At 60.1% G+C, this 19227-nt stretch carries 13 protein-coding genes; 7 read left to right on the top strand and 6 right to left on the bottom strand.

Going from position 1 to position 19227, the window contains the following annotated elements; genetic code table 11:
* The first annotated feature begins 9 nt into the window (after positions 1 to 9).
* On the top strand, positions 10 to 879 hold the full coding sequence (locus tag WS69_RS08690; RefSeq protein WP_059470377.1) for a lysophospholipid acyltransferase family protein: 870 nt from the start codon (positions 10 to 12) through the stop codon (positions 877 to 879).
* Positions 880 to 919: 40 nt separating this feature from the next.
* On the opposite strand, the gene WS69_RS08685 is transcribed toward WS69_RS08690, so the two are convergent.
* A complete protein-coding gene (locus WS69_RS08685; protein WP_059470376.1) occupies positions 920 to 1768 on the bottom strand; it encodes a symmetrical bis(5'-nucleosyl)-tetraphosphatase in 849 nt (282 codons plus the stop codon).
* Positions 1769 to 2145: 377 nt separating this feature from the next.
* Between WS69_RS08685 and rfbB the strand changes: the two genes are divergently transcribed.
* Genes rfbB through rfbD form a run of 4 tightly spaced genes read left to right on the top strand, consistent with a single transcriptional unit; the run spans position 2146 to position 5562 of the window.
* Complete coding sequence (gene rfbB / locus WS69_RS08680) at positions 2146 to 3207, top strand: dTDP-glucose 4,6-dehydratase (RefSeq protein WP_059470375.1); 1062 nt, start codon at positions 2146 to 2148, stop codon at positions 3205 to 3207.
* 11 nt (positions 3208 to 3218) lie between these two features.
* Positions 3219 to 4112: a glucose-1-phosphate thymidylyltransferase RfbA gene (gene rfbA / locus WS69_RS08675; RefSeq protein WP_059470374.1), complete on the top strand. Its 894-nt coding sequence runs from the start codon at positions 3219 to 3221 to the stop codon at positions 4110 to 4112.
* A complete protein-coding gene (rfbC, locus tag WS69_RS08670; protein ID WP_059470373.1) occupies positions 4097 to 4648 on the top strand; it encodes a dTDP-4-dehydrorhamnose 3,5-epimerase in 552 nt (183 codons plus the stop codon). The genes rfbA and rfbC overlap by 16 nt, the downstream gene beginning before the upstream one ends.
* Positions 4645 to 5562 carry a dTDP-4-dehydrorhamnose reductase gene (rfbD, locus tag WS69_RS08665; protein WP_226382772.1) on the top strand — a complete coding sequence of 306 codons (918 nt, stop codon included), beginning with the start codon at positions 4645 to 4647 and terminating at the stop codon, positions 5560 to 5562. Before rfbC ends, rfbD begins: the two co-directional genes overlap by 4 nt.
* A gap of 10 nt (positions 5563 to 5572) precedes the next feature.
* On the opposite strand, the gene WS69_RS08660 is transcribed toward rfbD, so the two are convergent.
* The 5 genes from WS69_RS08660 to WS69_RS08640 all read right to left on the bottom strand — a co-directional run bounded on the left by WS69_RS08660 (position 5573) and on the right by WS69_RS08640 (position 12184).
* Positions 5573 to 6496 (bottom strand): glycosyltransferase family 2 protein, encoded by a 924-nt coding sequence (locus tag WS69_RS08660; RefSeq protein WP_082716050.1) that lies wholly within the window; start codon positions 6494 to 6496, stop codon positions 5573 to 5575.
* Between the two features lie 328 nt (positions 6497 to 6824).
* The gene (locus tag WS69_RS08655) at positions 6825 to 8981 is read right to left on the bottom strand and encodes a glycosyltransferase family 2 protein (RefSeq protein WP_197419231.1); all 2157 of its coding nucleotides are present in this window, start codon (positions 8979 to 8981) and stop codon (positions 6825 to 6827) included.
* A gap of 11 nt (positions 8982 to 8992) precedes the next feature.
* On the bottom strand, positions 8993 to 10387 hold the full coding sequence (locus tag WS69_RS08650) for an ABC transporter ATP-binding protein (protein WP_059470370.1): 1395 nt from the start codon (positions 10385 to 10387) through the stop codon (positions 8993 to 8995).
* Positions 10377 to 11201, bottom strand: a complete 825-nt coding sequence (locus WS69_RS08645) for an ABC transporter permease (RefSeq protein ID WP_059470453.1) — start codon at positions 11199 to 11201, stop codon at positions 10377 to 10379. Before WS69_RS08645 ends, WS69_RS08650 begins: the two co-directional genes overlap by 11 nt.
* 167 nt (positions 11202 to 11368) lie before the next feature.
* A complete protein-coding gene (locus tag WS69_RS08640; RefSeq protein WP_059470369.1) occupies positions 11369 to 12184 on the bottom strand; it encodes a sulfotransferase family protein in 816 nt (271 codons plus the stop codon).
* Positions 12185 to 12447: 263 nt separating this feature from the next.
* Here WS69_RS08640 and WS69_RS08635 point away from each other — a divergent pair, with 263 nt between their 5' ends.
* Both WS69_RS08635 and WS69_RS08630 read left to right on the top strand, forming a co-directional pair.
* Complete coding sequence (locus WS69_RS08635) at positions 12448 to 13836, top strand: ABC transporter ATP-binding protein (protein WP_059470368.1); 1389 nt, start codon at positions 12448 to 12450, stop codon at positions 13834 to 13836.
* A gap of 13 nt (positions 13837 to 13849) precedes the next feature.
* Complete coding sequence (locus WS69_RS08630) at positions 13850 to 19069, top strand: glycoside hydrolase family 99-like domain-containing protein (RefSeq protein WP_442854894.1); 5220 nt, start codon at positions 13850 to 13852, stop codon at positions 19067 to 19069.
* Positions 19070 to 19227 lie beyond the last annotated feature (158 nt).

The following is a 19227-nucleotide window of genomic DNA, read 5'->3' as shown; positions in this document are numbered from 1 at the left end:
AGCCACATCATGAGACCCCTACGCAAGGCGCGCCTCGTCCTGCATCTGCTGCGCGGGATGGCGATCATCGCGCTGCGATTCAAGCGCGCGACCCCGGAGCGCCGCCAGGAGATCACGCGGCGCTGGACCGTGAAGATGCTGCAGCTTTGCGGGATGCGGCTCGTCGTGCACAACGACGCGGCGCGACTCGATGCGAGCGTGCTTGTCGTCGGCAACCACGTGTCGTGGCTCGACATCTACGTGATCAACGCATGGCGTCCGACGCCGTTCGTGTCGAAGGCCGAGGTGCGTGCATGGCCCGTTGTCGGCTGGCTCGCCGAGCGCCTGGGAACCGTGTTCATCCAGCGCGAGAAGCGCAGCGAGGCGAAGCGGATCATGCACGAGCTGTCCGATCGCCTCGGCCAGGGCGAGCTGATGTGCGTGTTTCCGGAAGGCACGACATCGGATGGTCTCGGGCTGCTGCCGTTCCATTCGAACATGTTCCAGGCGGTGGTGTCGGCGGGCTGCGCGGTGCAGCCGATCTGCCTGATGTACGAGGACGCGCGCGGCCGCCAGTCGGTCGCGCCTGCGTACGTCGGCGATCTGTCGCTCGGCCAGTCGCTCGATAGGGTGTTGAACAGCGGGCCGCTCACCGCGCATCTATTCGTATGCGCGCCGATCGTTGCGACGGGCGACCGGCGCGAGATGGCCGCACTCGCGCGCGCCGCGGTCGCGGACGCGCTCGCGCAGATGCAGCGCGCCGTCGAGCGGCCGTTCGACGCGGATCTCGCGCGGCTCGCGGCGGCCGCGTACCCGGCGCCCGCCGAGCCGGCCGGCGAATCCGAAGGCATGGCCGACCCGGAGATCGGCGTCGACGCGGTGCCGCGCCGCGAAGGGTAAGCGCGGCGACCGCGGTCGCGCGGCGGCGCTGCCAGTCCGGCTATTCGTCCGCTGCGCCGCAGCGCTCGCACGCGACTTGCGTGACTTGGCGCGCGGCCGGGTCGTCGGCGAGCCGCACGGCCGACAGCCGATTGCCCCATACGCATCCCGAATCCAGCGCGACCAGGTTGTCGCGCAGCATCAGTCCCAATGCGGCCCAGTGGCCGAATACGATCGTGACGTCGGCGGTTTTTCGTCCCGGCACGTCGAACCACGGCAGATAGCCGGCGGGCGCGGACGCGGGACCGCCGTTCGCCCGAAACTCCATCGCGCCGTCGGGCGTGCAGAAGCGGATGCGCGTGAACGCATTGAAGGCGACCCGCAGCCGGTCCGCCTTCTTCAGATTCGGACTCCAGCAATTGGGGTCGTTGCCGTATAGATTGCGCAGCGTGTCGTGCCAGTTCGGCGCGCGCAGCGCGCGCTGCAGCTCGTCGGCGAGCTCGAGCGCGAGCGTCGCGTCCCATTGCGGCAGCACGCCTGCATGCACCATCAGCATGCCGCGCTCGAAGTGCGCGAACGGCCGGTGGCGCATCCATTCGACCAGGTCGTCGGCGTCGGGCGCGTCGAGGATCTCGCCGATCGTGTCGCTCGGCTTCAGCGTGCGGATGCCGGCCGCGACCGAAAGCAGGTGCAGATCGTGATTGCCGAGCACGGTGATCGCGCGTTCGCCGAGCGCGGCTACCTCGCGCAGCGTCGCGAGCGACGCTGGGCCTCGGTTGACGAGGTCGCCTGCAAACCAGAGTGGGGTGTCGGCCGCTGGAGAGAGCTTGTCGAAGAGCTGCCGGTAGGCGGCGTGGCAGCCTTGGAGGTCGCCGAAGGCGAGGGGCGGGCTGCTGGATAAATTTGTCATTCCTTTGCATTCGTGACGAAATCGGGTCCACGGTATCACAAGAAACCACATCGATCCGAGTCGATTGGCGACGGAGAAAATTCAAGCCGCCGGCGATCGCTGCGGTAGAAACGTTCTCGAAAATATTGCGTTGCGAGTAAACTTCCCGAGCTGTTTCAAGATGTTAGAGGGATGTTTTTTCACTTCCTTGCCCGTATAATTGCCGCCTTGTGGGGCAGCAGCTGTGCGCTGCCGACTTGGGCGCATGGTTCGATCGAGCCACGCGGCCACAACCGGCGGCGAGACTCGAGCGACCAACGGCATTCTCCCGAACATGCCGGCCATGCTGACATCACGCCGGTTGTTTGACCGACTCCCAATTTCAGCAAAGGAATCCCATGATTTTGGTAACGGGCGGCGCCGGTTTCATCGGCGCCAACTTCGTGCTTGACTGGCTGGCGCAATCCGGCGAGGCGGTGCTGAACGTCGACAAACTGACGTACGCGGGCAACCTCGGCACGCTGAAGTCGTTGCAGGGGAATCCGAAGCACGTGTTCGCGCGCGTCGACATCTGCGATCGCGCCGCAATCGACGCGCTGTTGGCGCAGCACAAGCCGCGCGCGATCCTGCACTTCGCAGCCGAAAGCCACGTCGATCGCTCGATTCACGGTCCGGCCGATTTCGTGCAGACGAACGTGGTCGGCACCTTCACGCTGCTCGAGGCCGCGCGCCAGTACTGGAGCGGGCTCGATGCCGACGCGAAGGCCGCGTTCCGCTTCCTGCACGTATCGACGGACGAAGTGTTCGGCTCGCTGTCGGCGACCGATCCGCAGTTCTCCGAGACGACGCCGTACGCGCCGAATAGCCCGTACTCGGCGACGAAGGCGGGCTCCGATCATCTCGTGCGCGCGTATCACCATACGTACGGCTTGCCGACGCTGACGACGAACTGTTCGAACAACTACGGTCCGTATCAATTTCCCGAGAAGCTGATTCCGCTGATGATCGCGAACGCGCTCGCCGGCAAGCCGCTGCCCGTCTACGGCGACGGCCAGAACGTACGCGACTGGTTGTATGTCGGCGATCACTGCAGCGCGATTCGCGAGGTGCTCGCGCGCGGCGCGCCGGGCGAGACGTACAACGTCGGCGGCTGGAACGAGAAGAAGAACCTGGACGTCGTGCATACGCTGTGCGATCTGCTCGACGAAGCGCGGCCGAAGGCGGCTGGCTCATATCGCGACCAGATCACCTATGTGAAGGATCGTCCCGGTCACGACCGCCGTTATGCGATCGACGCGCGCAAGCTCGAGCGCGAACTGGGCTGGAAGCCGGCGGAGACATTCGAAACGGGCCTTGCAAAGACGGTCAATTGGTATCTCGACAATCAGGTTTGGGCCGACGAAGTGGCGTCGGGCGAGTACCGCAATTGGGTCGAGACCAACTACACGCAGCGCGCTTGAGGATTGACGCGATGGCACGTAAAGGCATCATTCTCGCCGGTGGTTCCGGCACGCGGTTGTACCCGATCACGCACGTCGTGTCGAAGCAGCTTTTGCCCGTGTACGACAAGCCGATGATCTACTATCCGCTGTCGACGCTGATGGTGGCAGGTATCCGCGACGTCCTGATCATCTCAACCCCGCAGGACACGCCGCGCTTCGAAACGATGCTCGGTGACGGCAGCCAGTGGGGGATGAACATCCAGTATGCGGTGCAGCCGTCTCCAGACGGCCTCGCGCAGGCGTTCATCATCGGGAAGGAGTTCGTCGGCAACGATTCGTCGGCGCTGATTCTCGGCGACAACATCTTCTACGGCCATGATCTCGCCAAGCAGCTCGAACGGGCGCATGCGCAGGAGGCCGGTGCAACGGTGTTCGCTTATCACGTGCACGACCCGGAGCGTTACGGCGTCGTCGAGTTCGACAAGGGATTCCGCGCACTGTCGATCGAGGAGAAGCCTGCGAAGCCGCGTTCGAACTACGCAGTGACGGGCCTGTATTTCTACGACAACCGTGTGTGCGACATCGCGGCGGACATCAAGCCGTCGCCGCGCGGCGAGCTGGAAATTACCGACGTCAATTCGCGCTATCTCGACGAAGGTGCGCTCAACGTCGAAATCATGGGCCGCGGCTATGCATGGCTCGACACTGGCACGCACGATTCGCTTATCGAAGCCGCGAGTTTCATCGCGACGCTGCAGAAGCGGCAGGGGCTTGTGGTTGCCTGTCCCGAGGAAATTGCGTACCGCAAACACTGGATCGATGCCGAGCAAGTCCTCAAGCTGGCACAGCCGCTCGCGAAGAACGCCTACGGACAATACCTCAAGAACATTCTCACGGATCAAGTCGCATGGCCATCCAAGTAACGGCAACGGCGTTGCCCGAAGTCAAGCTCATCGAGCCGAAAGTATTCGGTGATGCACGCGGATTCTTCTACGAGAGCTTCAATGCGTGTGAATTCGCCGAGCAGGTGGAACCCGGTATCGAGTTCGTTCAGGACAACCATTCGCGCTCCTCGAAGGGTGTGCTGCGCGGGCTGCATTACCAAATTCAACATGCGCAGGGCAAGCTGGTTCGCGTCGTGGAAGGGGAGGTCTTCGACGTCGCGGTTGATATTCGCAAGAGTTCGCCGAATTTCGGCAAATGGGTCGGTGTCGTGCTTTCGAACGACAATCATCGTCAGCTGTGGGTGCCGCCGGGCTTCGCGCATGGATTCGTCGTGTTGTCGGATGCCGCGCAATTCCTCTACAAGACGACCGACTACTGGTTCCCGGAGCACGAGCGCAGCATCGTCTGGAACGATCCGGAAGTCGGGATCGAATGGCCGATCGACTTCGAGCCGCTGCTGGCCGCGAAGGATGCGGCGGGCAAGCGTCTCACCGAAGCGGAAGTCTTCGCATGAGCGGAGCACGCAACATGGGCGCTGGCCGCATTCCGCAACGCATCATGGTGACCGGCGTCAACGGCCAGGTCGGATTTGAACTCGTGCGTACACTTCAGGGGCTAGGTACGGTTTTCGCCGTCGATCGCAGCGCACTCGATCTTTCACTGCCTGATTCGATACGCGCTGTGATCCGTGAGATACGGCCGACCCTGATTGTCAATCCGGCTGCGTACACAGCCGTGGACAAGGCGGAGCAAGAACGCGATCTTGCGATGGCAATCAATGGCGTGGCGCCGGGTGTAATGGCCGAGGAAGCACGCAAATTGGGCGCGGCCTTGATTCACTACTCCACCGACTACGTATTCGACGGTACCAAGAACGGCGAGTACGTCGAGACTGATCCGGCTTGTCCGGCGAATGTCTACGGCGAGTCGAAACTCGCGGGCGAAGCGGCAATCGCTGCGTCCGGCGCGGCGCATCTGATTTTCCGCACGAGTTGGGTCTATGGCGCGCGCGGACGCAATTTCATGCTGACAATGCTTCGTCTCGGCACGGAGCGAAGCGAGCTGAAGGTGGTGTCCGACCAGATTGGCGCCCCGACCTGGAGCAACACGATCGCGACATTGACTTCGCACGTTGTCGCTCAGGCGAACTCGGCGCAAGACGTGACGCAATGGTGGAGCGAGCGATCCGGCGTTTATCACCTGAGTGCGAGCGGGGCAACGTCTTGGCACGGTTTTGCGTCGGCAATATTCGAACTGGCGGGCGGAGAAACGCGGCCGATCGTGCTGCCGATTTCGACGGCAGAGTATCCGGTGCCGGCGACGCGTCCGGCAAATTCGCGAATGTCCGGGGACAAGCTTCAAGAAGCGTTCGGCTTGCGTGCTCCCGATTGGAAAGAAGCGCTCGGTCTCTGCTTGGCAGGGCGCTGATTAGCGGCTGTCAGCGGGCGTTTGCGCGGCGGCGGTTATCGTATTTGCCGCCACGGCCGCGCAGTCCGTCGAGCATTCCCTTGATCATCATCCCGACATCGGCAGCTCGATGTCGGGAGAACAGGGCGAAGATCCAGAACTTGACGGAAAGCCGGGCAATCTCGTGAATCTTCCAGGCGATCGGGATGTACCGGCGGCGGCATAGCAACAGCGCGTTGCGATAATAGTAGTACCGACGAATCGGCTTGTGCATCGCAAGTCGAAGCGAGGCGAGCTTCAGGGCTTTTTCTCCGATTGCATGATGCATGCGAACGTCATACACGCCGTAGCTCTGGAAGCCGGCCGCCTTCGCGCGCAATCCCCATTCGATATCGACGTAGTCGATGAAGAGCGATTCGTCGAGCATGCCGACCTGATCAAAGGCCGGGAGCGGAACAAGCGCGCCGGACGTGATCAGATAATCGGCAGTGGTCCAGCGCACATCGTCATGCGCATGTTTGCGCCGCGGAATGCCATACACAAATTCGATAAATGGCAGGTAATGACCGCGGTTCTGTTCGAAAAAGTACGGACCTATCTGCGCAACCGGCCGATGTTGCCGTGCGAGCTCGTCATGGTGTTGCTCGAGCTGGTCAACCATTGTGTTGGATGGCGAGCTATCCTGATCGAATAGCACCGCGAATTCGGCCGTGCCGAACTCGCGTACCGTCCGGAACCCGGTGTTCAGGGCTGCGGCAATACCGGTGTTGACGCCTTGGTCGAGCACATGGATGTTGGTGGCCGGCAGAATGTGATGCCAGTCGTTCAGATTGGTCGAGCCGTTATCGACGATCACTATCCTGTTGACCTGCGGCGAGAGGGTCGAGATGAGGCTCGATAGCGCAGTGACATCGGGTTCGTAAGTAACGACGATTGCGTCGGAGCGAAGCGACAAGATCGAGTTGCCTGAGTGAGTGTGTTAGCGACGCGCGGAAATTCCGGAATGCGGCGTTTCCGCAGGTTGGCGATGTCGATTGATTATACAGCCGGGCTTTTCCGGCCAGACCGGTCGGGAACCGGGTCCGCTTGCACCCAGGCTACCTGGCGTTCGTATGTATCCGTATCGACCTGCAGACGGCCCGAACGTTTTTGTGATCCTCCGGCAGGAGTCGTTCGGGGCACCGCGTTGCCGCTAAGGGCGCATCCTGCTCGATTTTCGCAACCGAGAGTGGATGGGGAATGCCGAGACGCAAGCGTGAAACGGCGAGCGCCGCGCCTGCCCTTCAGTCCAGCATACCGATTCGAGGCGGATCGGCGAAAGCGAACGGCGCATCGTGTCCGCTTAACGTCAGATTGGGGTTGTAGGCTGGATCAAGCTCGAGGTGAGCGCCCCAGCGTTTCTCCATCCATCTCACCTCGCCGACGAAACGCAGATACTTATCCGGATCCATGTCGGAGCCACGTGTGGCCGACTCGTGATGATACAGCTCGGCATAGGGTGTCCAGACATTCCTATAGCCGGCTTCACGAACGCGCAAGCAAAAGTCGACATCGTTGAATGCGACCGAGAGTTCCTCGTCCAGTCCACCGACTTCCATATAGATGGATTTTCGAATGACCAGACATGCAGCGGTCACCGCTGACAGATTCTGGGTGGCGGCAGCGCGGCAGAAATAGCCGAAGCTGCCGCGCGGAAGCTTCGTGTGCATGTGGCCCGCCACGCCACCCAGTCCAATGACTACGCCACCGTGCTGTAGCGTGTCGTTCGGGTACCAAAGCGCGGCCCCAACGGCGCCGTTTCCAGGTTGAGACGCAATGCCGACAAGCTCATTCAGCCACTCGGCCGATATGATCTCGATGTCGTTATTCAAGAGACAGAGATAGTCGCCTGTCGTGATGGCCGCGGCTCTATTGTTCAGTGCCGAGTAATTGAATGGCGAGTCGTCGCGCATAACGCGGATGCGCGGTTCGGACTTCAGCGACTCAAAATACACCAGTGTTTCTGTTTTTACGCTGCCGTTATCGATGACGATGATTTCGTAATCGGGATAGATTGTTTTGGCGAGAATGCTGTCGATGCATTGCTTGATCAGCGATAGCCCGTCCCGGGTCGGAATGATGATTGAAATTTTCGGCGCGGGTTGAGGCAGTGCGTACCGAACCCGGAGTGTCGAATGCTGATCGCACGGGTGCTCGACAGTTGCTCGGGTATGGGTTCGCGCCAAGTGCTCCTCAAGCGCGCGAATTGCGGCGAGCAGCGCATAAGGCTTCTCGCTTCCGCTGTTCGCGGTACTGCCGGGGGCGACTCGCCAGTGGTAAAGCACGTGCGGAATGTGAACGACTCTGTCGTGCCCGGCCAATTCAACGCAGCGAAGTGCGAGATCGTAGTCCTGACTGCCTTCGAGGCCCTTTCTGAATCCGCCCGCCTCACGTACCAGCGCGGTTTCATATATGCCGAAATGAGAGAACATGTTCTGAGCGAGAAACAACTGCGGATTCCAGTCGCTCTTGAAGTACGGCGAGGAGCGCTTGCCGTCGACGGAGAGCTTGTCCTCGTCGCTATAGAACATCCGGGCTCGCGGGTATCTGTTCATGTATTTCACCGCCATGAACAAAGCGTGGGCCGGCAGGATGTCGTCGTGATCGAGCAGGGCGACAAACTCCCCGTTCGCGATTGCAAGGGCGCTATTGCTTGCTGCGGAAATGTGTCCGTTTTCGGTTCGATACACGACCTTGATTCGTTCGTCCTGGTCGCTCGCCGCCTCAAGGATCTGTTTCACCGATTCTGACGTGGAAGCGTCGTCGGCGATGCACAGTTCCCAGTGTGGATATAGCTGACATCGAACCGACTCGATCATCTCTTGCAGGAAACGCGCGTCGCTGTTGTAAGTCGGTACGACGATCGAGATCAGGGGAGCTCTTTGAAAGTGCTCCATTTCGGCGAGGGCCTGATTCCGTGTCTGCTCGGTAAGCGTATCGTATCGGTCAATCCATGCGTGATAGAGCTCGTCCAATGATGAGCTGTCCGCAAAACCGCTAATGCTGCTCAGTCGCGACAGGCGTGCGCGCAGGCCGTGGACGCCTTCGCGCCGAAAGGTCGCGAGACCGTGGCGGAAGACGTTCAGATAGCCGCCGCGCAACGCAACCTGACGGGAGGCGATCTGAAAGACGAGCTTGATCGAAAGCGCGATCCGGCCGATGCGTCGGAGGGGCGCGGTGACGCGCCACGACGTCGAGTTGCGTATCTTGTCGATATCGGTTCTTAATCTTGCGGCCTCTGCTCGTACGAGGGCGCCGTCCTTGACTTGAGCGTGCAACTGTTTCATCTGCTCGTTCAGAAGTTCGTTTCGCTTGACGGCGTCGGCAAGTTGACGTTCGAGGTCGCTGTCGGGAGTGTTCCCGGTGCCGGATTGCGTCGGCGGTTGGGGAGTGTCAATCATGGCAGGGGGTGTTAGGTCCGCGGCGTAGCAGCAACGTCGACAGACATCGAAATCTGCATCGGAATCCCGACCAGCCCGGTCGACGAGGACGGGGCTTCGGACTTGAAAATGTACGCATCGTGCCGATGCAGCAGAACCTGGTTGCCCGATAACGTCGCGTCTGCGACGATGATGTCGATAGCATATTCGCCGGGCGTCAGGATCGGCATGACGAACGTGAATTGCGCCCTGATCTGCTCATTCGTCAAGAGGTCGAGCGGTTGATCGAACGATGCCCAGTACGTATGATCGCCGAACAACTGGCGCCCAAGCTTGTCTTTGACGGTGAATCCGATGACTGCGGCGGATATGTGACACGCTGCGGATGCTTCGATGCACAGCGTCGCGATCTCTCCGCCGGTGGTCCACAACATCCGGCTGCCGTCTTCCCTGAGAAGCTCTACGGTGTGCAGGGTTGCCGCGCCATCGGGGGGCGAATCGGCTCCCGAAGGATCAAAGGTGAAATTGCGCACGGCAAGATCACGGAACGGGAACCGCGCGCGCTGGTCCAGCCGTGTTTCGGCATCGCTGTCGGGGCGTGCGATCAATGGTGCGGCGGCGATCCTGCTCCTGCCTTGCTGTGATTCGTAGAAGGCTTGAAGGTAGCGGTTGCTTACGTCTTTCGGGTCACCTTCGTCGACAATGGCTCCGCGATCGATCCAGACGGCGCGTGTGCACAGGCTTCGTATGGCCGACGTGTCGTGACTGACGAACAGGATCGTCCCGGTCTGCATGAACTTACGCAGGAAGCGCATGCATTTTTGCGTGAAGAATGCGTCTCCGACGGCAAGTGCCTCGTCGACCACGAGGATATCGGCGTCGACGTGCGCGATGACGGCGAAGGCCAGTCGCACAAACATCCCGCTCGAATAGGTCTTGACAGGCTGATCGATGAAATGACCGATATCCGCGAACGCTTCGATGGCCGCAAACCGCTCGTCAATCTGTTCCTTCGAAAGGCCATGCAGTTGTCCGTTCATGTAGACGTTTTCGCGCCCAGTGTATTCGGGATCGAAGCCAGATCCCAACTCGAGCAGCGCAGCGATTCGCCCCGTTGCATGAACAGCGCCGCCGGTCGGCGACAGTGTTCCGCAAATGATTTGCAGCAGCGTGCTCTTGCCGGACCCGTTTCTGCCGATGATGCCGACCGTTTCGCCGCGAGAGATGGTCAGGTCAATGTCGCGGAGGGCCCAAAAGGTCCGTCCGGCAGAATCGGCGCGGTGGCGTAACCATGTCCTGAGCGAGCGGACCGGCGACAGGCGGGCGGCGAAACCGTACAGCGACTGGCGCAGGCGATCCGAAGGCCGACTATACGTTTTGAAGCCTTTGCTCAGCGACGTAACCTGAATGACGTGTTCAGATGACATCCGCAAATCCTTTGCGCGTTTTCTGGAACCAGGCAAAACCGATCCACGACACGATCAGGCCGATCGCCAGATAGATGGCCCACATCGACCAATCGATGGGTTTCCCCCAGATCAGGACGTTCCGGCTTTGTTCAATCGGAAAGGTCAACGGATTCCAGTAAATGAACCGCTGAAAGTTCGCGGGGAGTGACGATGCAGGGAAAAATATCGGGGACAGGAACATCAACGCCGTGACGAAAATGCCGATCGTCTGCCCGATGTCGCGCAGATACACGCCAGTCGCGGACAGCAGCCAGGAGATTCCCAGTATCAGCAGGCAGAGCGGCACCAGCACCACGGGCAACAGTAGCGCCGTCGCAGGGATGTGCCCCTGTATCAGGAATTCTGCAACCAGGAGAATCGTCACGCTCACGAACGCATGAAAGAGTGCCGACAGCAGGGTGACGCAAGGCAGGATCTCGAGCGGGAAGATGATCTTTTTCACGAAGTTGGTATTCGCCAGCACGATGGACGGCGCACGATTCACGCATTCGGAAAATATATTGAACGTCAGCATGCCGGCGAACAGCACGATCGCGAACTCGCCGTGCGATCCCGGGGTCGACTGGTTGCCCCACCTCGACTTGAACACGCCGCTGAACACGAACGTGTAGACGCTCAACATCAGTAGTGGCGTCAGCAACGACCAGAAAATCCCGAGCGCCGATCCCTTGTATCGACCGACCGCGTCTCGTCGCGCGAGGTCAAACATGAGTCGGCGATTCTTTACCAGCGATGTCAGGAGGTACATCGGAGAGGTACTGGAGCTTTGCATGGTCTGCGAGCGGAAGCGGCGTAACACGGGGTAGGGACGAACTCCCGTTCGGGCAGGCGATGCGCGACAACGGTGGTTCGTTCTGCCTTCGGGAGGAAAACGAACGATTATCTCATAGCGTTTGGGGATGCATTTGCCGCATTCGGGACTCGAATGCGGCAAATGCATCACATGTAACCAAATGTTCGCATTGCTTCTCGTGCACTGTATTCGCAATGCTCGATCGTCTCGGGCGGGAGTTGGTTGCGCCACGCGCTGATGCGTTCGGGCAGGAACGGTCGCGCGAGGTTAAGGTGACTTGGGTTGGTGCGGAGTTCAGGGCCGCGCCTACTCGACTCCAGCATGGACGCGCGAAATGGAACGCCGAGAAGTCGCGTGATGTGCTCGACCGTTGTCGAGGGGGTCGTGATGAGATCCTCGTAGCGGACGAGCAGGTAATTGGGTCGATCCTTGAGTACGTGATACAGATGCAAGTTTGTGTAATTCCAGATGCGTGGAAAGTACTCTTCGATGCCTGTCGGCGCCCAGTCGACGTTCAACAGCGAGGCGACCGATCCCCGAACGTCGCGAACGATGTGGATGAATTTCATCTGGGAATTGAGCAGCCTCACCTCTTCGAGCTTTCGAATCGAAAGCAGGTCGTCCGGCGACTTGTCGCCGCACTCCCGCTTGCCCAGCTGCTTGGCCAATTCACCATAGAGGGACTGAAGCACGCCGGCGAGCGAGGGTTCCGCTGATCTGACGATGTCGTATATGTCGTTCTCGTTGAAGTATGGCCCGAAGACGACCGGGAAGTCGTCGGATGCGATCAGGGCTCGGGCAATGACGTCAGCCGCCTTGCTCCAGTTCGAGATGCTGCCCGCGAGGTGGGCGCTGGTGCTGATCAGGGTCGTCTGCATCGGGATGAACAGATCCGGGTGCAGGTTGAGCGTTTCCTTGAGCAGTGTGGTACCTGAGCGGGGTGAACCGAAGACGATGAACATATGTGTGACCTTTACTGATGCTTGATGTGCGGTGGACAGCCGTCAGGCTGGCGCCAATTATTGCAGAGTAGCAAGGGACTTCATGTTACGTATGGTTACGGTTTGCGCCAATGCCTGACGCCGTTTCGGGGTGCAATGGATACGCGGTGCCCGCGTCTGTCACGAGCGGGCGGGTTTGCTAAAATGATCAGTTACGTCCGGACCGAGCAGGCCGGTTACTTTTGCGGTCGCGCATGGATCGCGCTTTCCATGGAATGGCTTCAATGTCCAAGCAAATTGTCATTCGAGCATCCGGAGTGGCAAAAGGGTTTCGTTCGTATGACCATCCGGCAAACCATCTCAAGCAAGCCGCGTTCGGGCTCGCGAGCCGGGCGCTGACGAGCCGGAGATGGCGCGAATTCGCGCGGAAGAAATCGGAGTCGTACGCAGACGCGTTCTGGGCGTTGACCGACGTCAGCTTCGAGGTCGCAAAGGGTGAAACCATCGGCATCATCGGACGGAACGGCTCCGGAAAGAGCACGCTGCTGCAGATCGTCTGTCAGACGCTAAGCCCGACCCGAGGCACGGTGGAAACGGTAGGCAGGGTCGCCGCGCTGCTCGAACTGGGTTCCGGATTTGATCTTGAATACACCGGCCGCGAGAACATCTACCTGAACGCGCAACTGCACGGTCTTTCGCGCAGCCAGATCGACGAACGTCTCGACCGGATTGTCGAGTTTGCCGATATCTGCGAATTCATTGACCAGCCGGTCAAGTCGTACTCGAGCGGGATGTTCGTGCGGCTCGCGTTCGCGGTCATCGCTCACGTCGACGCCGACATATTGGTGGTGGACGAAGCGCTGGCGGTCGGTGACGCCTTCTTCAATCAGAAGTGCCTGCGGTTTATGGACCAGTTCAGGGAGAACGGCACGATTCTGTTCGTCAGCCACGATACGTCGACCGTGAAGAAGCTGTGCTCGCGCGTCATCTGGATCGATAAAGGCGAAGTCATGCGTGTCGGTGATCCCGAAGAAGTATGTGAAGCCTATCTCGAGGCGTACTTTGACTCCACGGCGAGTACCGTTGGCATAGATGAACGCCAGTCTCCCAAACCCAAGCGGATATCGGCGAGCGAGGCCGATACGCGGTTGTCGATCATCAATGCGACGCCTTATCGCAACGACATTGAGATAATGCAGTTTGATCCCCATGCGGCGTCGTTTGGCAGCGGGGCCGCGCGCATCTTGAATGTGGAATTTGTCGACGACTCGAATGTGCCGTTGGGATGGATCGTCGGAGGAGAGCGGGTGACGCTTCGCGTGACCGCATCCATTCATGACGATGTCCGCGCGCCCATCATCGGCTTTTTCTTTAACGACCATCTCGGTCAGCACCTGTTCGGAGAGAACACGTATCTGACGTGCAAAGGTCAGGATGCGACTTGTGGCGCCAGTGACACGCTGGCCGCCCATTTTTCGTTTGCGATGCCGCTACTGCCGGTGGGCGAGTACATGATCAACGTGGCGATTGCCGACGGCACCCAGCAAAACCATGTCCAGTTGCACTGGATTCACGATGCGTTGCCGGTTCGAGTGCATTCGTCAAGCGTCGCGAATCACCTTCTTGCCGTACCGATGCTGCGTGTAGGGGTGACGGCATCGTCGGCCGCGTAGTAACAGAGCTTTTATGTCTAACGAATATTTGAAGATTACCGAGAGTACCTTGACCTCGTCCGAAGAGAATACTGCGACGACAAGCGATCAGGCCGACGATCTGGTTTGGGATGGTGAGCGCTACATTCCCGGGATGTCCGCCCAGATCGAGGTCGAGCACATGCACCGGTATCTCGTTGCACGCAAGCTGGCGAAGGGGCTGCGTGTGCTTGATATTGCCTGTGGTGAAGGCTACGGATCGTTCGCGCTTGCTCGCGAGGCTGCGACAGTTGTCGGCGTAGACATCAGCGAGGACGCGATTCGTCACGCACAAGCGGAGTACGGACAGCGTGCGGCCAATCTCGAGTACGTCGTCGGGTCCGCTGCGAATATTCCGCTTGGCGACGCGAGCGTCGATCTCGTCGTGAGTTTCGAAACGATCGAGCACCACGATCAGCACGAGGCGATGATACGGGAGATCAGGCGCGTGCTTCGCCCGGGCGGGCTCGTCATCATTTCCAGCCCGAACAAATACGAGTACTCGGATGTGACGGGCTATGCCAATCCGTGGCACGTCAAGGAGCTGTATCTCGACGAGTTCGAGGCGCTGTTGCGCATGCAATTTTCGCGCGTCGCGCTTTACGGCCAGCGCGTCATGACGGGGTCGGTGCTTGCGGCGCTTGACGCGAGAGATGCGCAGATGCGTACCTTGCTGCCGGAAAACGCCCAGAGCGACGATGAGCAAGTCAGCATTGCACGTCCGCTCTACTTTGTCGCACTGGCGTCGGACGGCGAACTGCCGAGTCTCGATGTGACGGTATACGAAGTATCCGCTGTTGCCGGAGAGGCGATCTCCAAGACGCAGGGTGGTCGGATCGAATGCAAGGTGTATTGGCAGACCGATGTGGACGACGCGTGGTCCGAGCGTCATGCGATGGGCTGTTACGTGCCGGGCGACGGGAGTGAACGTGTTGCGCGGCTTGAATTGCGCGAGCCTGCTACGGAACTCAAGGTGCGGAGGCTACGTGTCGATGTGATCGACCGTCCGGGCATTGTCGAATTGATCGACGTCGACCTTGTTGATGCTGATGGAAAGGTATTCTGGTCGTGGCGCACCGATTTCGTGGCGAAGCCGGAGGTGTTCGGCGCGTATGTGCTGGACGACGGCTGGCCGATCAAACTTGTTGTTCCCGGGGATGACCCATGGTTCGAGTTGCCGGTCCCCGGCCATATATTGGGCAAAATTACCAACGGTTGTGAGCTGTTGCTCCGCTTGTCCGCGCGTGCGGATGTCGGAGCGATCGCGGAATTTGCGATGCAGTTGGAAGGACAGCTCAAGCAACGGAAAGTGCAAGCGCTCGAGGCGGAGCGCAGGAGCGAGCCGGCTGACCATGCCGCGGTACGGGAACACGTTGAAGGCGTCGAGGTCCACGACGAACCTGCACTGCAGACGCCGATGAGTTTGAGGGAAATCGTCGAGCTCCAGCGGGCATTCCGGGAGCATCTTTCGAGGACGCTCGACGAGAAGAGCGATCGTCTGGCCGAGGTCAGCGAGCAGTTGGCGGAGGCGAACGTGCGCCTGGCGTTTCTGGACGGGCATTTCGCAGAGCAGACGCGGAGTCTTTCGGACGAGAACAAGTCTCTCATCGAGAAGGCGCAGGGCCTCGAGCGCGAACGTGAACGGATTGCGAACGACTACCATCGAACGGTCGCCGAGTTGGCCCGGCGAGACGGGCGCCATGCGGCGGAGATCGACCGGATGGCGTCGAGCGTCCAACGGCGCGACGAGCAGATCGGCACACTGTTGGCAAGTACATCATGGCGCATCACAAGACCATTGCGTTTTGCGAAACGGCTGATTCAAGGTGGCGAGACGCGAACCGTGGCGATTCATTCGGCGGGCAAGTTGCTGTACCGACGATTGCCGGTTCCCGGGCCGCTCAAGCGCAAGGTGAAGGGGCTTTTCTTCAGGCTTTTCCCAGGTTTGTTCGCGCATACGCGAGCCTACCAGGAGTGGATGATGTTCCGACGTCGCTTACATGCGGAAGCGCTAGGCGAACATGCTGCGAAGCGCCCGGTCGCCGAGCTTGTGCAAACCACTTCTGTCGATACACCCGAACCGAAGGCTGACGAGGTCAATCTCGCGTCGCAGCGCTTGCCGGTGTCGGCGGTTAACCCGTCGCTCGATTATCAATCGTTCCCGCCTGCGCCGCCGCGCGAAGTGCCGGTCAAGACCATTGCGTTCTATTTGCCGCAATTCCATCCGTTCCCGGAAAACGACGAATGGTGGGGCCGCGGGTTTACCGAATGGACGAATGTGACGCGCGCCGTGCCTCAGTTCGCGGGTCACTATCAACCGCATTTGCCTGGTGAACTGGGCTTCTATGACTTGCGGATCCCCGACGTGCAGCGCCGTCAGGTGGAACTTGCGAAGGCGGCGGGTCTCGGCGGATTCTGCTTCTACTTCTATTGGTTCGGCGGCAAGCGGCTGATGGAAACGCCGATCCGCCAGTATCTCGAGCACCGTGAGTTCGATTTGCCCTTCTGCCTGTGCTGGGCGAATGAAAACTGGACCCGACGCTGGGATGGCCTGGATCAGGAACTGCTGATTTCGCAACATCATTCGCCCGACGACGATCTGGCGTTCATCACCCATGTCGCTCAGTACATGCGGGATGAGCGCTATATTCGTATCGACGGCCGCCCGCTGCTGCTGGTCTATCGCCCGAATCTCCTTCCGGATGCGCGCGTGACCGCCGCGCGATGGCGTAAATGGGCTCGCGCCAACGGTCTCGGCGAGTTGTATCTTGCCTATACACAGTCGTTCGAAAAGGTGGATCCGCGCGAATACGGGTTCGATGCAGCCATTGAATTTCCGCCGAACAACAGCCATCCGCCGTCGAAAGCCGATAGCGTAACGCTGCTCAACACCGGATATTCCGGCCATATCCTTGATTGGACGCACTATCTGGAGCGCAGCCGTTCATATCAGGATGCCGAGTACCGTCTGTTCCGCGGTGTGACGCCCTCGTGGGACAACGAGGCGCGCAAGCCAGGGCGCGGTACCGTCTTCGTGGGGTCGACGCCGAAGCTGTATGAAGAGTGGCTGTTCAATGCCTCGGTCGATACTGTCCGCCGGATCGAGAATCCGGACGAACGTCTCGTCTTCATCAACGCGTGGAACGAATGGGCGGAAGGTGCGCATCTCGAGCCCGACCGTCGCTACGGATACGCATGGCTGCAAGCCACTAACGATGCGCTTTCGCGCGCCGCTGCGGCGGGTAGCGCGCGTCGAATTCTGGTCGTTTCGCATGATGCGTATGCGCATGGCGCGCAGTTCCTTGCACTCAACCTCGTCAAGACCCTGGCTACGGATTTCGGCATCGACGTCGCGACCGTATTGCTGGGCGAAGGGCCGCTCAAGGCAGAGTTCGAGCGCTGGGGCGCCGTCCACGATCTGTCAGGCTTCGATCACGTGGGTGAAGAAGCTCAGACACTCGTCAACAAGCTCGTTCAACAGGGCTTCGGCGCCGCGATTTGCAACACGACGGTGTCGGGCCTGTTTACCGGCACCTTGGCTCGGGCTGGCGTCAAATGCATCGCGCTGGTTCACGAACTGCAGGGCATGCTGACCAAATATGGCCTCGAGCGCCATGCGTCCGAGATTTCGGCTCACGCGAAGTCGGTCGTTTTCCCGGCTGAAATGGTGAGAAGCTCGTTCACGCAGTTCGCCGGGCTGAACGAGCAGCAGGTTCGCGTACGGCCCCAAGGGTTGTACAAGCGCAACCATATGCGTGGTGACGTCGAGCGTGCGCGTTCCGCGTTGCGCGAACGCCTGCATTTTCCGAGAGATGCGAAGATCGTGCTGGGCGTGGGCTACGCCGACTTTCGCAAGGGCGTCGATATGTTCGCGCAAGCCGCTGCCGAACTTGCCGATCGAGATGACGTGTATTTCGTCTGGGTAGGCCATTGGGAGAGCGAGGCCAAGGCGAAGGTCGACGCAATCGTCGCGCAACACGGCCTGCAGCGCAAAGTCTTGTTCACGGGTCTCGATGCCGATACGGATCTCTACTATGCAGGCGCCGATGTTCTTGCGTTGACGTCCCGAGAAGACCCGTTCCCGTCCGTCGTACTCGAGGCGCTGGAAGTCGGTGTGCCGGTCGTCGCTTTTGATGGCGCGACCGGCAGTTGCGAACTGCTGAAGCGGGGCGGTGGCATCGTGGTTCCTTTCGAGGACGTTGCGGCTTTCGCCGGCGCGTTGCGCGAAGTCGTCGAGCATTTCGGGCATGCGCAGGATCTGGGTGCCAAGGGTGCCCGGATCGTGGCCGAGGAATTTTCGTTCCGCCACTATGTATTCGATCTGCTCGACATGCTGGATTGCGGCTTCAAGCGCGTCTCCGTCGTGGTTCCCAACTACAACTACGAGCGCTTCGTCGAAGAGCGGCTGGGTTCGATTCTCAAGCAAACCTATCCGATCTACGAATTGATCGTGCTGGACGACAACTCGACGGATGGGAGCGTTCACGCCATTCGCGAACGGCTGGCGAATCAGGGAGTCGACAATCGTCTCGTCGTCAATAGCGCGAATTCAGGTTCGGTTTTCGCACAGTGGAAGCGCGGCGTCGAGCTGGCAAAGGGCGAATACGTCTGGATAGCTGAAGCGGACGATCTGTCGGATCCGGAATTCCTTGATGCCGTCATGCAGGGATTCGACGACGAAAGGACAGTCTTGAGCTACTGCGAATCGAAGCAGATGGCCGAAACAGGCGAGCTCATCTGCGAGCATTATCGCGACTACGTGGCCGATATCTCGGTCGACAAGTGGACGCAGTCCTATATCGCCGACGGCAAGCAGGAAATATCCGGCGCGCTTGCGGTCAAGAACACGATACCGAACGTCAGCGCGGTCGTGTTCAAGCGAGCGATTCTCGAGGATGTCCTGAAGCGTCACTTCGACGATATCCGGCAGTTTCGGGTCGCGGGCGACTGGATGGTCTACCTGCGGGTGGCCGATCGAGGCATGATCGCATTCGTTCCGAAGTCGCTCAATCGGCATCGCAGGCACGCAGCCAGCGTAACCATCGGCGGTGATGCCGAGGCATTGCTCAAGGAGATTCGCAGTGTTCAGCTATGGGTGCGTCGACATCATTCAGTCGACGCTTCCGTCATCGAGATTGCCGACCGATATGCGCGGCAGCTTTGCGTGCAGTTTGAGGTCGACTCGCGCGTGGTCGAGGCGGTGACGGAATCGTGATGGAGGGGACGAGGTGCGTGGGCATTCCCTCTGCCTCGTTTCATGCGGTGTGACTTCGGTCGGTATGTGCGTCGACGCAATCGCAATGTCGCGAGCCAACCAACTTGACACGCCTTTTCGGGAAGATGGGGGCTTTATCGGTGACCGGCACGGGGGCG

Source organism: Burkholderia sp. BDU5, assembly GCF_001522845.1.
Lineage (GTDB): Bacteria > Pseudomonadota > Gammaproteobacteria > Burkholderiales > Burkholderiaceae > Burkholderia > Burkholderia mayonis.
This window is presented reverse-complemented; position numbering and strand designations above follow the sequence as displayed.

Excerpts from the sequence above, each read along its gene's own strand:
- WS69_RS08690 (WP_059470377.1), top strand. The coding sequence starts at position 10 with ATGAGACCCCTACGCAAGGCGCGCCTCGTCCTGCATCTGCTGCGCGGG.
- WS69_RS08685 (WP_059470376.1), bottom strand. The coding sequence starts at position 1,768 with ATGACAAATTTATCCAGCAGCCCGCCCCTCGCCTTCGGCGACCTCCAA.
- rfbB (WP_059470375.1), top strand. The coding sequence starts at position 2,146 with ATGATTTTGGTAACGGGCGGCGCCGGTTTCATCGGCGCCAACTTCGTG.
- rfbA (WP_059470374.1), top strand. The coding sequence starts at position 3,219 with ATGGCACGTAAAGGCATCATTCTCGCCGGTGGTTCCGGCACGCGGTTG.
- rfbC (WP_059470373.1), top strand. The coding sequence starts at position 4,097 with ATGGCCATCCAAGTAACGGCAACGGCGTTGCCCGAAGTCAAGCTCATC.
- rfbD (WP_226382772.1), top strand. The coding sequence starts at position 4,645 with ATGAGCGGAGCACGCAACATGGGCGCTGGCCGCATTCCGCAACGCATC.
- WS69_RS08655 (WP_197419231.1), bottom strand. The coding sequence starts at position 8,981 with ATGATTGACACTCCCCAACCGCCGACGCAATCCGGCACCGGGAACACT.
- WS69_RS08650 (WP_059470370.1), bottom strand. The coding sequence starts at position 10,387 with ATGTCATCTGAACACGTCATTCAGGTTACGTCGCTGAGCAAAGGCTTC.
- WS69_RS08645 (WP_059470453.1), bottom strand. The coding sequence starts at position 11,201 with ATGCAAAGCTCCAGTACCTCTCCGATGTACCTCCTGACATCGCTGGTA.
- WS69_RS08640 (WP_059470369.1), bottom strand. The coding sequence starts at position 12,184 with ATGTTCATCGTCTTCGGTTCACCCCGCTCAGGTACCACACTGCTCAAG.
- WS69_RS08635 (WP_059470368.1), top strand. The coding sequence starts at position 12,448 with ATGTCCAAGCAAATTGTCATTCGAGCATCCGGAGTGGCAAAAGGGTTT.
- WS69_RS08630 (WP_442854894.1), top strand. The coding sequence starts at position 13,850 with ATGTCTAACGAATATTTGAAGATTACCGAGAGTACCTTGACCTCGTCC.